Origin of the sequence: Rhizobium bangladeshense, from assembly GCF_001662075.1 — a bacterium.
Lineage (GTDB): Bacteria > Pseudomonadota > Alphaproteobacteria > Rhizobiales > Rhizobiaceae > Rhizobium > Rhizobium bangladeshense_B.
Genome location: NZ_LYPL01000002.1, coordinates 149,939 through 165,267 on the forward strand (window position 1 = coordinate 149,939; position 15,329 = coordinate 165,267).

The following is a 15,329-nucleotide window of genomic DNA, read 5'->3' on the forward strand; positions in this document are numbered from 1 at the left end:
CAAGTCCTTGATGTTGGCTTTCCCAAAAGGCTGCGGCGGTCGCCGCGCCCTGATTGGGAAAGCCGTGAGGGTTGATTACTGCGCGGCGACCGCCGCGGCCTCTTCGGCGACATGCAGGCCGCATTCGCGCTTCTCGTCCTGCTCCCACCACCAGCGGCCGGCACGCTCCGGCTCGCCGGGCTTGATCGCCCGCGTGCATGGCTCGCAGCCGATCGAGGGATAGCCGCGGGCATGCAGCGGATTGACCGGCACGCCGTTGTCGGAAACGAAGGCCTTGATCGCCTCGATGTCCCAATCGGCGAGCGGATTGACCTTCACGAGGTGCCGTTCGGCGTCATATTCGGCAAAGGGCGTCTCGGCGCGGTTGGCCGATTGGCCGCGGCGCAGGCCGGTGATCCAGATCGTTGCTCCTTCGAGCGCGCGCGCAAGCGGCTTCAGCTTGCGCACGCCACAACAGGCGTGCCTGGCTTCGACGCTCTCGTAGAAACCGTTCAGGCCGTATTTGGCAGCATAGGCGTCGATATCGGCCTTTTCGGGTGTAAAGCGCTGGATGTGGATGTCGTACTGGGCTTCCGTCTCCTCGATCAGCGACAATGTCTCGGCAAACAGCCGGCCGGTCTCAAGCGTCGCGATGTCGATCGGCAGGCGGTGCGTGCCGATCTCGGCGCTGATCACCTGGTCTTCGATCCCGAGCGAGGTGGTGAACACCACGCGCCCACCAAGGCCCGCCACCAGCGACAGGCGCCCGGTAAGGTCGAGACCCGCCAGCTTGTCGTTCAGCGCCTCGGCTTCGGCAATCGGCCCTTCTTCCGCAAGCGGATTGATAACAGTCATGAGATTCCTGTCCTTTGTTGACCGGAGTATCGCAGTTCAATCCAGGATCGGACAGAAAAAGGGATTTCGAAAGCTGCGGCCGGAGGAGCAAATATCTCTCCGAAGCTGCCGCAATGCAAAAAAACAGCCGCCCGAGGCCAAAAGGCCACGCCGACAGCTTGTATGTCTACTAAAATAGTAGAGTTACACGCAGCCTGTCAATTCGAAATCTGAAGTGATGCCGAAAAAGGTGCGGAAGGCGCGGATTTGGCGTAGATTGCAAGGGCTTGGCCGAGCGTGAAAAACGAGGCCAGAAATGCTTGTCCCTCAAGGCTTTTCCCTGGCGCGTTCAAATTCCGTTCATGCTGGTTGTGCCATAGAGGCGAATGTACTCGTGAAGCGGCGCGGGATTGCGCGCCGCCTGTGTGTGTCGACGGTCTGAGATGATTACGCAAAAGGCGAAATATGCGCTGCGGGCGCTGACGGTTCTGGCGGATGCCGAGGCCGACGAACCGGTTATGATTTCCGATATCGCCGCGCAGCAGAAAATCCCGAAGAAGTTCCTCGAACAGATCCTGCTCGACCTGAAACATCACGGCATCGTCGTCAGCCGCCGCGGCAAGCAGGGCGGTTATCTCCTCCTCAAGCCCGCCCACACCATCACCTTCGGCGAAATCCTGCGCATCATCGACGGCCCGATCGCGCCGCTGCCGTGCCTGTCGCTCACCGCCTACCGCAAATGCGACGATTGCGACGGCGAACAGACCTGCGAAATCCGCCACGTCTTCGCCAAGGTCGCCGACGCCACCCGCAAGGTGCTGTTCTCCACGACCATTGCCGATGCCGTCGGCCCGAGGCACGGCGCCGAAGTCACCCGCCTACTCGCCTGATCGACGGTTCTTCCCGCAATTCCCTGAAATGCTCGATTGTTCAAGATGACGCGCGGTCGCGCCGCGCTTCATCTCGAGTCTGCGGGAATTATCTCGAGCTACGGCCTGAGACCTCCGATCGTATAGCCGCCATCAACGGTGATCTCTTGCCCGGTGACGAATTGGGCATCATCGGACAGCAGCCAGGCGACCGTCCCTGCTATATCCTCTGATGTCCCGTTCCGCCTGAGCGGTGTGTGGGCGGCCAGGCGTGCGGCAAAAGCCGAATCGATGACATCGTCCGCCATCGGCGTCAGGATAATACCTGGATTGATGGCATTGACCCGGATGTTTCGAGGTCCTTGCTCCACCGCCAAGGTCCGCATCATGGCAAGCAACGCCCCCTTCGTGCTTGCATAGGCGCCCGCACCCGGCATCACCCCGCCTGCCGTCCACGAGGCATTGATGAGAATGCTGCCGCCTTCCAGGAAGGGCAGGCAGTGCTTGATCGTGAAGAAGGTGCCCCGAAGATTGGTGCCGATCAGCACCTCGAAATCCTCTGCATCAGTCGCTGCCAGGGGTTTGAATTCGCCCAGAACCCCGGCATTGGCGAAGACGGCGTCCAGCCGTCCGAAGCGTGCGATGGTCTTATCGACGATCGCCGTTACTGCTGCATTGTCTGCGATATCGCCGGCAATCGCGATTGCCGCACCGCCCGATGTCTCGATATCGAATAGCAACTGATCGAGCGGTGCGGGGCGCCGACCGACGAGGACGAGATTGGCGTCTTCCGCCACCAAACGAAGCGCGGCGGCCCGCCCCATACCCGTTCCGGCACCCGTGATGAGAACCGTTTTGCCCTTAAACCGGGTCTGCGTCATGTCATGCTCCTTGAATGAATTGCGACATGGCGGTTGTAATTACGGCGCTGTTTCATGATAATACGAGAAAATATAGATTCATTTGAAAGAAAAATTATCGAATGGGGCTTTTTCGCTCGATGCAGGTATTTGTGACAACGGTGCAGGAAGGCTCGATGAGCGCGGCATCGGCAAAGCTTGGCATATCGCCGGCAATGGTCGGCCAACACGTGGCCGCGCTGGAGGAGCGGCTGGGTACCCGCCTCCTGAACCGAACCACGCGTCGCCAGAGCCTGACGGATTTTGGCAAGACCTATGTCGAGCAGTGCCGCGATATCCTGGAACGCGTGGCCATTATGGATCAGGATGCGGAGGCATCGCAGACGAAGCCGCGCGGGCTGTTGCGGATCACCGCGCCGACGACTTTCGGGGCCGAGGTTTTAATGCCGGCATTGCAGCGTTATCGAGAGCTTGCCCCTGAGGTGATGCTGGATATCACGTTGACGGATCGCAATGTCGATATCGTGGAGGAAGGTTTCGATATCGCGATCCGCATCGGAGACTTGCCCGACAGCCGCCTCATCGCACGTCATCTTGCGCCTTACCGAATGGTGATCTGTGCCTCGCCGGATTACCTCGCTCGACATGGGCATCCTGGCCATCCAAGTGCGCTTTCCGGCCACGAAACCATCGGCTTTACCCCGGCAGCACGCTCGCCATGGAGGCTGTCGAAAGGCAAGGATGAGGTCGAGGTCGTGCCCAGAATGTCGATCACCGTCAATAGTGGCCAGGCCGTGCGCATGGCCGCTAGGGCCGGTTTGGGTGTCGTTATGCAACCGGCCATTCTGCTCGCTTCGGATATGCAGGCTGGCCTTCTCGTTCAGCTCTTCCCCGATTGGCATCCACGTGAGCGGCCCATGTCACTCATCTATCACCGGGATCGGCGCATGACCCCGCGCGTGAGAAGCATCATCTCATTCGTCGTTGCAGAATTCGGGGCAGATTCTGAGGGCAGACGGATCGCCCGGCGGAGTGACATCAGCCATGGGATCGGCGACGCATAGTCGGGGCTTCTCTTTCTTCAACATTTGGTGAAATGGCTTTATTCGCCGCTGCGATGCTCCACCTGCCTGTTCATTCGGGTAGGGAGAAGATTCCATGTTTGCATTTTCGACAAAGCATCTGCTGGCCGCCGTCGGTCTGTCGGCTGCCCTTGCGACGAGCGCTGCCGCTCATCACGGCTGGTCATGGGCCGAGGCGGACCAGATCGAGCTTCGCGGCACCATCGAGAAGATTTCCATGGGCGGGCCGCATCCGACGCTCGATGTCGCGACCGCCGATGACGGCGTCTGGCGTGTCGAGCTCGGCAATCCGCGCCAGACGGAGCGCTCCGGCTTCGTCGAGGGCGTCGCCAAGCCCGGCGACCAGGTGATCGCCCTTGGCAACCGTTCGCAGGATCGCAACGAGAAGCGGATGAAGGCCGTGCGCATCACCATCGGCGACAAGCGCTACGATATCTATCCCGATCGCATCCGGACGAACTGACCTGTCGTGATCGCCGTCCTCGAATGGCTGTCGGCCACGATGCCCGCGGTTGCGCTCCGGCGCTCCGCAACCCTCTACATGTTCGTCAATGCCGGCCATATCCTGGCGATCGGCCTACTCGTCGGCGCCATCCTGCCGCTTGATCTGAGGCTCGCCGGCTTCTTTCGCAAGGTGCCGGCGCAGATCATCGCGCCGTTTCTGTCGCGCGCGGCGGGCGTCGGCCTTGCCGCGGCCGTCGTCACCGGCTTCTGCCTCTTCAGTGTGCGGGCGGTCGAATATGCCGCCAATCCCGCCTTCCTCGCCAAGCTCGCACTGATCGGGCTCGGGCTTCTCAACCTCCTTGCTGTCCATCTCGGGCCAGCGTGGAAGACGCTCATGACAACCGGCCTGATCCGGCCCGGCCTGCGCTTCTCCGCAGCCCTGTCGGCGGCAAGTTGGACCGCCGCCCTATTGGCAGGGCGATGGATCGGATTTCTCTGAGGATAATTGATCGTGAAACGACGTGATAGCCTCAGAAGCCCTTCGACTTGCGGACCATTCCCGGTCTGTCGCGCTCAGCCGAGTTCCTGGGCAAGTCCGATGAGAAGTCCTTCGGGGCCACGGATGTAGCAGAGCCGATAGGCATCCTCGTACCGGACGACTTCGCCGACGAGCTGTGCGCCGCGGCTGCGGAGCCTTTCGAGCGTGTCGTCGATATCGTCGACGGTGAACATGGCGCGGAGATAGCCCAGCGCATTGACTGGGGCGTTGCGGTGATCTGCCATGACATCAGGCCTGAGGAAGCGGGAGAGCTCGAGCCGGTTGTGTCCATCCGGTGTGCGCATCATGGCGATCTCGACATGCTGATCGCCCAGTCCGGTCACTCGTCCGGCCCATTCGCCTTCGATCGTGGCCCGCCCTTCGAGTTCGAGGCCGAGTTCGCGAAAGAAATCAATCGCGCCTCCAAGGTCTTCGACGACGATCCCGACATTGTCCATCCGCTTGAGCGCCATGTTTCCTGTCTCCCGAGTGTCGTTGCAACCTACAGGGCGTCGTCTGGTCTGACAACGGACGCTTGATCAGGCCCCGCCATCACCGGTCGCTGACCGCCGCCCTTGGATTGACCCAGGGTTCCTGGTTCGAGCGCGCCAGTGGCTGCTTGCCGAGAATGTGATCGGCGGCCTTCTCGCCGGTCATGATCGAGGGGCCGTTCAGGTTGCCGTAGGTGACATGCGGGAAGATCGAACTGTCGGCGACGCGCAGAGCCTCGACGCCGATCACCCGGGTTTGCGGGTCGACCACCGCCATCGGATCGTCCTTGGCGCCCATCTTGCAGGTGCCGCAGGGGTGATAGGCGCTTTCCAGATGTTCGCGCAGGAAGGCGTCGATATCCTCGTCGCTCTGCACGCCTTCGCCGGGCTGGATCTCCGGGCCGCGATAGTCGTTGAAGGCGCTCTGTCCGAAGATCTCGCGGGTGAGACGCACGCAATGGCGGAATTTCTCCCAATCCTCGGGATGGCTCATGTAGTTGAAGCGCAGCACCGGATCGGCCTTCGGATCGGGCGAGCGCAGCGTCACGCTGCCGCGCGATTTCGACAGGTTGTAGCCGACATGCACCTGGAAACCGTGGCTTTTGGCCGCCGCCTTGCCGTCATAGCTGATCGCCACCGGCAGGAAATGATACTGGATGTCGGGCTGTTTCAGCCCGGGCGCGGAACGCAGGAAGGCGCAGGCCTCGAACTGGTTGGAGGCGCCGAGCCCGCCCTTCGACAGCAGCCATTGGGCGCCAGCCACACCCTGCCAGAACCAGGGCAGCCAGGAATAGAGCGACACCGGCTTGGTGCTCACCTGCTGGAAATAGAATTCCATATGGTCCTGCAGGTTGGCGCCGACGCCCGGCCGGTCGGCCTTCACCTCGATGCCCATCTCCTTCAGATGTTCGCCCGGGCCAATGCCCGACAGCATCAAGAGCTTCGGCGAATTGAAGGAGGAGGCCGAGACGATCACTTCGCGGTTGGCCTTGATCACCTCCACCTTGCCGCCGCGCTCGATCTCGACGCCAGTCGCCCGGCCGTCTTCGATGACGATCCGGCGCGCCACACCGTAGACGATCCCGACATTGTCCCGCTTCAGCGCCGGTTTCAGATAGGCATTGGCGGCAGACCAGCGGCGGCCGGCAAAGATGGTCTGCTCCATCAGCCCGAAGCCTTCCTGCTTGCTGCCGTTATAATCCTCGGTCGTCTCGAAGCCCGCCTGTTTGCCGGCTTCGATGAAGGCGCGGAACAGTGGATTGGTGAAGCCGCCGCGCTGGACATGCAGCGGGCCGTCGGTGCCGCGCCAGCCCTCCTCGCCGCCATGCGAATGTTCCATCCGCTTGAAATAGGGGAGGACGTCGGCATAGGCCCAGCCGCTGGCGCCGAGCTCTTCCCAGCGGTTGAAGTCCTCCGCATGGCCGCGCACATAGACCATGCCGTTGATCGAAGAGGAGCCGCCGATCACCTTGCCGCGCGGCGCGGTGATGCGCCGGTTGTTGAGGTTCGGCTCCGGCTCGGACAGATAGCCCCAATTATAGCGCTTCATGCTCATCGGCCAGGCAAGCGCTGCCGGCATCTGGATGAACGGCCCGAAATCGCTGCCGCCCGCCTCGATGACGATGACGGAATTCTTGCCGTCTTCCGACAGGCGGTAGGCGAGGGCGGACCCCGCCGAGCCCGAGCCGATGATGACGAAATCTGCTTGTTGCATCTTTTTGTTTTCCTTGAGCTGCCGTGATCCGGCTGCTTCCTGTTTTCTCAGAGCCGGCCCCTCATCCGCCTGCCGGCACCTTCTCCCCGTAAACGGGGCGAAGGGGATATGCCGCACCGGCTTCCCCCATCTTCGACGTTGCTTTGGGCACGTCCCCTCTCCCCGCGCGCGGGGAGAGGGTTAGGGTGAGGGGCAAGTTCGGGTCACAGATGTCTTCAATAAGGTGCGGCCACCGGCCCCATGCCGACGTAAACCGTCTTCAGCTCGGAATAATGCTCCAGCGCCGCCAGCGAATTCTCGCGGCCGAAGCCGGATTGTTTCGAGCCGCCGAAGGGGATTTCGACAGGGCAGAGATTGTAGGTGTTGATCCACAGCGTGCCGGCCTCCAGCCGGTCGACGACGCGGTGGGCGCGGGTGAGGTCGGCGGTGAAGACGCCGCCGGAGAGGCCGAATTCGCTGGCATTGGCGCGGGTGATCACCTCGTCCTCATCGTCGAAATCGAGCACCGACATCACTGGCCCGAAGATCTCTTCGCGGGCGATGGTCATGTCGTCGGTGACGTCGGCAAAGACGGTCGGCTGCACGTAATAGCCTTCACCGGAGACGTTGTTGGGGATGCCACCGCCGGCAATCAGCGTGGCGCCCTCGGCCTTGCCCTTTTCGATATAGGCGATCACCTTCTCGCGCTGCGCCCAGGAAACCATCGGGCCGATCTGCGTCGCCTCGTCCATCGGGTCGCCGATCAGCATCGCTTCGGTGCGCGCCTTCAGCCGCTTCAGGAACTCGGCCTTGATCGGCTTCTGCACGAAGACGCGCGTGCCGTTCGAGCAGACCTGGCCGGTCGAATAGAAATTGCCGAGCATGGCCCCGCCGACCGCCGAATCGAGATCGGCATCGTCGAAGACGATGAGCGGCGACTTGCCGCCGAGCTCCATCGTCACGTGCTTGAGGCTGCCGGCCGCCGCCGCCGCGACCCGGCGCCCTGTCGGCACCGATCCGGTCAGCGACACCTTGGCGACGCCGGGATGGTTGACGAGCAGCGGCCCGGTGTCGCGGTCGCCCTGGATGACGTTGAAGAGCCCCTTCGGCAGCCCCGCCTCATGCAGGATCTCGGCGATCTTCAGGGCGCCGAGCGGGGTGTTTTCCGAGGGCTTGAACACCATGGCGTTGCCCGAGATGAGCGCGGGGGCACTTTTCCAGCAGGCGATCTGCTGCGGATAGTTCCAGGCGCCGATGCCGACGCAGACCCCGAGGGGGACACGCTTGGTATAGGCAAAATCCTGGCCGAGCGGGATATGGGATCCGTTGAGGCCGGCCGGCGCGATTCCGCCGAAGAATTCGAAGGCGTCGGCGCCCGAGGTCGGATCGGCGACGATCGTCTCCTGGATCGGCTTGCCGGTGTCGAGCGTTTCCAGTTCGGAGAGCTCGCGGTTGCGCTCGCGCATGATCTCGGCGGCGCGTTTCAAGATGCGGCCGCGCGCCATCGGGCTCATCGCCGCCCATTCCGGCTGGGCGCGTCTGGCCGCGGCGATCGCCTTCTCGACGATCGCAGGCGTTGCCGCATGCAGCCGGGCGATCACCTCGCCGGTGGCAGGATAAAGGCTCTCGATGACGGCGCCGTCGCTGTCCTCGACATATTCGCCATCGATGAAGTGCGAGGCTTTCGGCTGGGCTTTCATGTCATTTATCCTTGGATGGTGCGAAAGTAGTTTTTCCTTCCCCGGTGGGAGAAGGGGAGGCGCCGGCCAGAAGCGCGTTCACATAATCCTCCGTCAGCGCGATCGAGGCTTCGATGCCGATCGGCGCCGATTTCAGACTTCGCCTGATATAGAGCCCGTCGATCATCGCCGCAGCGCCCTCGGCGACGCGTTCTGCGGCATCGGCCGGCAGCAGCGCCTTGAGATCGGCAAGCAGGTTGGAGCGCAGCCGTCGGGCATAGATCACCAGGAAGCGGCGCGTCTCCTCCGAGCGCTGCGCCTCGGCATAGAAGGCAAGCCATGCGGCGATCGTCTCGGGCGCGAACTGGTCGGCATGGAAGCTGACGCGGATGACGGCCGAAAGCCGCTCGCGCGGCGTCCGCGCCGCCTTCAGCGCCGCCACCGTGTCGCGGCGCAGTTGCCGCAGCAGCGAGCGGATCGTTTCGATCAGCAACTGCTCCTTGCTGCCGAAATAATGATGGGCAAGGGCTGGCGACACGCCGGCCTGGCGGGCGATGTCGGACATGGTGACGGCAAGCGAGCCGTGATCGCCGATCACCCGCAGCGCCGCGTCGACAAGCGCCTTGCGGCGCACCGGCTCCATTCCGACTTTGGGCAAGGCCACAACTCCCTGAAAACCGTGCTATGTTATTTTTGATTGACTGATCAATCAACAAAAATCTTTCGCGTCTGACGTGGGTTCGGATCTTTTCGCGAGATTTTGCTGCAACATATTCAAAATCATCCGGGAGGTGCGTTATGACAGATGTCTTTGACGGAGTGCCAAAATCCCAGCTGCAGTCGAAATGGATCTGGTTCGTCGGCCTCGGCGTGCTGCTCTTCGTCTGCGGGCTGATCGCTCTCGGCAATCTGATGCTCGCGACCGTCGTCTCCGTCTATTACGTCGGCATTCTGATGCTGTTCGGCGGCGTCATCTATCTCGTCCACGCCTTCCAGGTGCGCGGTTGGGATCATGTGCTCTTCTGGGCGTTGAGCGGCCTGCTCTATGTGCTGGCCGGCATCTGCGCCTTCGTCAATCCGATCCTGACATCGGCGGCGCTGACGCTGTTTCTGTCGCTCGCTCTGGTCATCGCCGGCGTCTTCCGCACCTGGGTCGGCAGGCGCATGAAGCCGGCCAAGGGCTGGGGCTGGATCGTCGCCAGCGGCGTTATCACTGCCCTTGCCGGTTTCGTCATCGCGCTCGGCTGGCCGGTCAACAGCCTCTGGGTCCTCGGCCTGTTCCTGGCTGCCGATCTCATTATCCAGGGCTGGACGATGATCGCCTTCGGCCTCGGCATCCGCGGCTGAAGCCTTTTTGCTACGCCTATTTTGACAAGGACATGACGGGGGATTAGACTTAAGGGGTATGGACCGCTCGCCAAAAGGGTGTGGTTCTGTGTACGAACGCCGCAAATGGTCATGCATCCCCCAAAGGCAGGGTTCTGCCTGAATAAAAAAGGGAGGAAGTTCATGCCGATGGTCACCGTTTCCATCTCTCCGCAACAGGCAGCGGGCATTCGTGCCGCCGTCGATAATGGCGGCTACGCCTCGAGCAGCGAGGTCGTCCGCGAGGCGCTGCGCCTCTGGGACAGCGCCCGCAAGCTCGGCGAAATCAAGGCCGATCCCCTCGATGACGAGAGCGTTGTCTCGGGCGGCAAATGCGTCGCCGACATGTTTGCCGATCATGAGGCGCAGCGCCGTCGCTCCGCCTGAATAAGCATCTGATTGCATGGGGGAATTCGAATAAACGCGGAACGCGCAGCGATGGTTCGCGTCTTTCACAAAACTTTCACACTGGCGAAAGGGTTCGTTGATCCTTCTGCCGCATGGTCCTGGCTCAAGAAGAACAATTCACAGCGGAGCTCGGCCGAGATGAAAACCGCCACATCCCTGGTTGCTCCCGTCGAGCCCGACGTCCTGCGCCGTTATGCCAGCGACCAGATCGTCACCCTTGCCAAGCTTGTGGTCGAGAATGCCTTCCAGCCGATCGTCGAGGCCGGCACCGGCACGGTGTTCGGTTATGAATCGCTGATGCGCGGCCAGGAACGCATCGGCTTCGACACGCCGGCCGACATTCTCGACGAGGCCCATCAGGCCGGCCAGCTCTTACAGCTCGAACAAATGCTGGCGAGCCGCGCGCTCGCCAAATTCGCGACGCTGTCGAATTTCTCCAGCTCCACGCTCTTCCTCAATCTCGATGTCCGGCTGATCCCGCATGGCGAGCGCCTGGTCGAAAACCTATTGCAGCATCTGAGGACCGCGAATATCCCGCCGTCTTCGATCTGTTTCGAATTCTCCGAGCGTTTCGACAATACCAGCGTGCCGGAATTCTCCGCCCTGGTGTCGAAGCTGCGCAAGGCCGGCTTCAAGCTGGCGATCGACGATTTCGGCGTCGGTCACGGCGAAATGAAACTGCTTTGCGACTATGCTGTCGACTATCTGAAGATCGACCGCCATTTCGTCGCCGAGATCGATCGCAGCCCGCGCAAGCGTCACCTCCTGAGAAGCATCGTCAATATCGCCCATGTGCTCGGCACCCGCGTCATCGCCGAGGGCATCGAAACCGAAGCCGAATTCATCGCCTGTCGCGAATATGGCGTTGACCTTGTCCAGGGCTGGTTCATCTCGCGGCCGACGACGCATGTGTCCGAGCTCGCGCCGTCCTTCCCGCATCTGCAGGAACTCGGAAAAGGCAAGCGCGCCAGCCAGTCGCTCGACGAGATCCTCATCCGCAGGCAGATCGAACTCCTGCCGACGGTTTACGAGAACGACAGCATCGACAGCGTCTTCGAACTTTTCCGCCGCAATCCGCGCCAGGCTTTCTTTCCCGTGCTCAACGCCAATGACGAGCCGCGCGGCATCATTCACGAGCACCACCTCAAGGAATTTATCTATCAGCCCTTCGGCCGCGATCTCCTGAAGAACAAGATGTATGAGCGCAGCATTTCGCATTTCGTCGAGATGGCGCCGATTGTCGGCCTCGACAGCGATGCTGAGCATCTGATGGCGATCTTCGCCAATATGGAAGGCAGCAACTGCCTGATCCTCACCGACAATATGCGTTATGCCGGCGTCGTCTCCGCCGCCTCGCTGATCAAGGTCATCAACGAGAAGCAGCTGAAGACCGCCCAGGACCAGAACCCCCTGACCGGCCTGCCCGGCAATCGCGCCATCCGTGATTTCATGCGCCAGTCCGGCCGCGACGGCGATGAGGTCCGCCATTTCTGCTATTGCGACTTCGACAATTTTAAGCCGTTCAACGATGCTTATGGCTTCCATCTCGGCGATCACGCGATCTCGCTGTTTGCCGCGCTGATGCGCCGTTATTTCTTCGCCGAGCGTCATTTCCTCGGCCATGTCGGCGGCGACGACTTCTTCATTGGCGTCGTCGGCGGGACGCAGGACGAGCTGACGGAAATTCTCGACCGGCTGATCAGCGATTTCCATGACGACGTGCTCGACCTCTATTCCGAAGAGCACCGCGCCGCCGGCCGCATCCTCGGCCACGACCGCACCGGCACCGAGGCCCTGTTCCCGCTGATGCGCTGCTCGATCGGCGTGCTCGAACTGCCGGAAGGCCTCGTCATCGACGATATCAACCGCGTCAGCGCCGAAATCGCCGTCGTCAAATCGGCCGCCAAGGAGAGCGAGGAGGGCCTCGCCTTCCACGTCTTGGGCGAGGCGAATTGACGCCCTTGCCGCTTCCAACCTTTCCAAGCCGGCGGTGCTGATTTAATTCCCCTGTTTTAGGATCAGGGAGGATCGCACCATGCTATTGCCTGAGGAAATGCGTTTCGTCGATCTCAGCTCCTTCGGCGGGCCGGAGGTCATGACGATCGGCAGGCGTCCGTTGCCGGTGCCCGAAGCGGGGCAGGTGCTGGTGCGCGCCGAGGCGATCGGCGTCAACCGCCCCGACATTGCCCAGCGCCAGGGCAGCTATCCCCCGCCGAAGGATGCGAGCCCGATCCTCGGTCTGGAACTATCCGGTGAAATCGTCGCCGTCGGCCCTGGTGTCGCCGATCATGCCGTCGGCGACAAGGTCTGCGGCCTTGCCAATGGCGGCGCCTACGCCGAATATTGCCTGCTGCCGGCAGGCCAGATCCTGCCCTTTCCCAAGGGCTTTGACGCGGTGAGGGCGGCCGCCCTGCCGGAAACCTTCTTCACCGTCTGGGCCAACCTCTTCCAGATGGCCGGGCTGACCGAAGGCGAGATGGTGCTGATCCATGGCGGCACCAGCGGCATCGGCACGACGGCGATCCAGCTCGCCCGCGCCTTCGGCGCCGAGGTCTATGCGACGGCGGGCTCGGGCGAAAAATGCGAGGCCTGCGAAAGGCTCGGCGCCAAACGGGCGATCAACTACCGCAGCGAGGATTTCGCCGCGGTGATCAAGGCCGAGACCGGCCAGGGCGTCGACATCATCCTCGACATGATCGGCGCCGCCTACTTCGAGCGCAACCTCGCCTCGCTCGCCAAAGACGGCTGCCTGTCGATCATCGCCTTCCTCGGCGGCGCCGTCGCCGAAAAAGTCAATCTCTCGCCGATCATGGTCAAGCGGCTGACGGTCACCGGTTCCACCATGCGCCCGCGCACGGCGGAGGAAAAACGGGCCATCCGCGACGACCTGCTCTCCGAAGTCTGGCCGCTTCTGGAGGCCGGCACCGTCGCCCCTGTTATTCACAAGGTCTTCGCCTTCGAGGACGTGGTTGCGGCGCACCGGCTGCTGGAGGACGGCAGCCATATCGGCAAGATCATGCTGCGCCTCGGCTGAGGGGTTTATCTGCCATTGCGGGCAACTTGCATGAATGTCCGCATCCGCCTGCGCCGGCTCCTGCCGCTCCGCACTCGAAACCTTCCGCGCCGTTTTCGGTGCCGAGGTCGAGCGCAGCGGAACACATCCTTTTGCGCGCTCGCCGCATCACACCGCGGCAAGGCTTGGCCTTTCTAACCTAAATTATCTCGCCTAGAGATCGCCTCGTGCCCCTCATCCGGCTACCGCCACCTCCCCTTTGCGGGGCGAAGGGGAGTAGCCGCAACCTCTGAGTTCCATCTAGCTACCGAGGGGCACGTCCCCTCGCCCCGTCAGAACGGGGAGAGGGTTAGGGTGAGGGGCAGATGATCAATGTGCCGTGGGGTCCTTATCTGCACTTCTTAAGCCGGCACGAGCTGCTCAAACCTCAGGCCGGCTGCCGAACCTGCCGCCGGCTGCTTTCGAGATAGAGCAGCGCGCCGATCGCCGCGAGACCCGCGGCGGCGCCGACGAAGGCGGTACCGGAATAATCGGTGAGCGATGTGCCGAAGGCGAAGAGCCCGGCGGCGATGCCGGTGCCGATGAAGGTGTTGAGCGAGAGCAGCGAGGTTCCGAGCCCCGGCCGGTCGGCGATAAGGTCCTGCAGATAGGTGATCGGAACGCTGAGGATCGCCGCCGCCCCGCAGGCGTTGACGAGAAGCAGCGCATAGAGGTGCCAGGGTGCGGAAGAAAGTCCGAGCAGCAGCAGATAGGCGCAATAGATCAGTGCGCCAAAGGCGAGCACATGCACGGTGCGGAAGCGCCGTTGGGCAAAACCCCACATCATCATGAACGGCATTTCCAGAAGCGCCGTCAGCCCAGCGATGAAACCGACGTCGACTACACTTCCACCTGCCGCATGGGTGATGATCAGCGGAAGGAGCATGCCGTTCAGCCGCTGCAATCCGAACAGCAGCGACATGACGGCGACGCGCACCAGCACATAGGGCATGAATATCCGCTTCAGCGAAACCAGGAATCCGACGGGATCGGGGACGGGGCCGGCCGTGCCGTTGCCCGGCGCGAAGAAGAAATACAGGCAGAAGCAGACGAGGCTTGCGAAGGCCGCGATCCCATAGGCCGGCGTCATCGACGTCGAATTGACGAGATAGAGGCCGATCAGCCCCGGCGCCAGCGCCCAGGAGCCGGAAAACAGCGCCCGCACAGTTGCCGTGACCGCGGCGCCCGCACCGCGCTCGATCTGGTTGGTTCTGGCGCGCAGGCTGGCGAAAAGCAACGAATAAGTGGAATTGCTCATCGGCACCAGCAGAAGCGTCGAGACGATGAAGATTGCCGGGCTGTGGATGATCGCGATCGATCCGAAGCCGAGCATGCCGGCGACCGAAAGCGCCAGCACCAGCGGCCGCCGCTCCTTCAGCCGGTCCGACCAGATCCCGAGCGTCAGGCTCGTAATAACGTTGACGATCGCCGAGAAGAACACCAGCGCCGAATAGGTGCCGTTGCTCAAGCCCAGTTCATTGATGCCGATGATCGACTGGTAAGGCACGGTCGAGGCGTAAGTGAAGGCGAGCGCGACGAGCGTCACGGTGGGAATGCGGATTCTATTATCGCGCAGAATCAAGGAAAGAGTGGATGACATTGGGGGCGGTTCCTGACGCACCATCTTTAGCTGCGTCCGATGCATCAGAGAAACGATAGTTTTCGATCGTTTCAATCAATTCCTGTTATAATTGTTGGGTCAGATCTGCGCCGTCAAACCGGCGAGCCAGAAATCGATTTGCCCCAGGGGAAGAATGCTTCCGAGGAAACCGGTCAGCGCCGGCGCAATCGACATCAAAGCCAACCCCAGAAGGGCCCCGAAGATGATTCCAACGCTTGTCCTCTTGGGCCGGCGCGCCAACCAGCAGGCCAGACCGAGAGAGACGAGCGTGAAAAATACCCACAATATGGACGCTGAAATGGATAGACCTGATTGCAAGATGATACCTTCGAATGTGACTCGGTTGCGGGATAGCGTCGCTACGCCTCCAACCTCAAGGCTTGCGTTCACACGGGGCGCGGAGGTCGCGATCCG

16 protein-coding genes are annotated in these 15,329 nt (G+C 62.1%); 8 read left to right on the top strand and 8 right to left on the bottom strand.

Translation table 11 applies throughout. The features are described from left to right. Nucleotides 1-75 precede the first annotated feature (75 nt). Nucleotides 76-834, bottom strand: a complete 759-nt coding sequence (locus A7X77_RS04685) for a phosphoadenylyl-sulfate reductase (protein ID WP_064681850.1) — start codon at nucleotides 832-834, stop codon at nucleotides 76-78. Nucleotides 835-1,256: 422 nt separating this feature from the next. Between A7X77_RS04685 and A7X77_RS04690 the strand changes: the two genes are divergently transcribed. Next, nucleotides 1,257-1,703: an RrF2 family transcriptional regulator gene (locus tag A7X77_RS04690; RefSeq protein WP_064681851.1), complete on the top strand. Its 447-nt coding sequence runs from the start codon at nucleotides 1,257-1,259 to the stop codon at nucleotides 1,701-1,703. Between the two features lie 98 nt (nucleotides 1,704-1,801). On the opposite strand, the gene A7X77_RS04695 is transcribed toward A7X77_RS04690, so the two are convergent. Then, complete coding sequence (locus A7X77_RS04695) at nucleotides 1,802-2,563, bottom strand: SDR family NAD(P)-dependent oxidoreductase (protein ID WP_064681852.1); 762 nt, start codon at nucleotides 2,561-2,563, stop codon at nucleotides 1,802-1,804. Nucleotides 2,564-2,664: 101 nt separating this feature from the next. On the opposite strand from A7X77_RS04695, the gene A7X77_RS04700 reads away from it, so the two are divergent. The 3 genes from A7X77_RS04700 to A7X77_RS04710 all read left to right on the top strand — a co-directional run bounded on the left by A7X77_RS04700 (nucleotide 2,665) and on the right by A7X77_RS04710 (nucleotide 4,567). Next, entirely contained in the window at nucleotides 2,665-3,606 is a 942-nt protein-coding gene (locus A7X77_RS04700; protein ID WP_064681853.1) for a LysR family transcriptional regulator, read from the top strand. A 94-nt stretch (nucleotides 3,607-3,700) separates the two neighbouring features. Further along, nucleotides 3,701-4,087 carry a DUF6152 family protein gene (locus tag A7X77_RS04705; RefSeq protein ID WP_010034601.1) on the top strand — a complete coding sequence of 129 codons (387 nt, stop codon included), beginning with the start codon at nucleotides 3,701-3,703 and terminating at the stop codon, nucleotides 4,085-4,087. Between the two features lie 6 nt (nucleotides 4,088-4,093). Beyond that, nucleotides 4,094-4,567 (top strand): DUF6644 family protein, encoded by a 474-nt coding sequence (locus A7X77_RS04710; RefSeq protein WP_064681854.1) that lies wholly within the window; start codon nucleotides 4,094-4,096, stop codon nucleotides 4,565-4,567. Between the two features lie 74 nt (nucleotides 4,568-4,641). Here A7X77_RS04710 and A7X77_RS04715 read toward each other — a convergent pair whose 3' ends face one another. The 4 genes from A7X77_RS04715 to betI form a co-directional block, all read right to left on the bottom strand. Then, nucleotides 4,642-5,079: a VOC family protein gene (locus tag A7X77_RS04715; protein WP_064681855.1), complete on the bottom strand. Its 438-nt coding sequence runs from the start codon at nucleotides 5,077-5,079 to the stop codon at nucleotides 4,642-4,644. 79 nt (nucleotides 5,080-5,158) lie between these two features. Continuing rightward, nucleotides 5,159-6,811, bottom strand: a complete 1,653-nt coding sequence (betA, locus tag A7X77_RS04720; protein ID WP_064681856.1) for a choline dehydrogenase — start codon at nucleotides 6,809-6,811, stop codon at nucleotides 5,159-5,161. A 215-nt stretch (nucleotides 6,812-7,026) separates the two neighbouring features. After that, nucleotides 7,027-8,490 (bottom strand): betaine-aldehyde dehydrogenase, encoded by a 1,464-nt coding sequence (betB, locus tag A7X77_RS04725; protein WP_064681857.1) that lies wholly within the window; start codon nucleotides 8,488-8,490, stop codon nucleotides 7,027-7,029. A 1-nt stretch (nucleotide 8,491) separates the two neighbouring features. Further along, on the bottom strand, nucleotides 8,492-9,127 hold the full coding sequence (gene betI / locus A7X77_RS04730; RefSeq protein ID WP_245293709.1) for a transcriptional regulator BetI: 636 nt from the start codon (nucleotides 9,125-9,127) through the stop codon (nucleotides 8,492-8,494). A 140-nt stretch (nucleotides 9,128-9,267) separates the two neighbouring features. Between betI and A7X77_RS04735 the strand changes: the two genes are divergently transcribed. The 4 genes from A7X77_RS04735 (at nucleotide 9,268) to A7X77_RS04750 (ending at nucleotide 13,276) form a co-directional block, all read left to right on the top strand. After that, complete coding sequence (locus A7X77_RS04735) at nucleotides 9,268-9,816, top strand: HdeD family acid-resistance protein (RefSeq protein ID WP_064681859.1); 549 nt, start codon at nucleotides 9,268-9,270, stop codon at nucleotides 9,814-9,816. A gap of 162 nt (nucleotides 9,817-9,978) precedes the next feature. Then, nucleotides 9,979-10,221, top strand: coding sequence for a ribbon-helix-helix domain-containing protein (locus A7X77_RS04740; RefSeq protein WP_064681860.1), 243 nt, complete (start codon nucleotides 9,979-9,981; stop codon nucleotides 10,219-10,221). Nucleotides 10,222-10,380: 159 nt separating this feature from the next. Beyond that, a complete protein-coding gene (locus A7X77_RS04745) occupies nucleotides 10,381-12,198 on the top strand; it encodes a GGDEF domain-containing protein (protein ID WP_245293710.1) in 1,818 nt (605 codons plus the stop codon). Nucleotides 12,199-12,277: 79 nt separating this feature from the next. Then, nucleotides 12,278-13,276 (top strand): NAD(P)H-quinone oxidoreductase, encoded by a 999-nt coding sequence (locus A7X77_RS04750; RefSeq protein ID WP_064681862.1) that lies wholly within the window; start codon nucleotides 12,278-12,280, stop codon nucleotides 13,274-13,276. A 406-nt stretch (nucleotides 13,277-13,682) separates the two neighbouring features. On the opposite strand, the gene A7X77_RS04755 is transcribed toward A7X77_RS04750, so the two are convergent. Further along, nucleotides 13,683-14,918, bottom strand: coding sequence for an MFS transporter (locus A7X77_RS04755; protein WP_348626277.1), 1,236 nt, complete (start codon nucleotides 14,916-14,918; stop codon nucleotides 13,683-13,685). Between the two features lie 75 nt (nucleotides 14,919-14,993). Then, nucleotides 14,994-15,233, bottom strand: a complete 240-nt coding sequence (locus tag A7X77_RS04760; RefSeq protein ID WP_064682310.1) for a hypothetical protein — start codon at nucleotides 15,231-15,233, stop codon at nucleotides 14,994-14,996. Nucleotides 15,234-15,329: the final 96 nt, after the last annotated feature.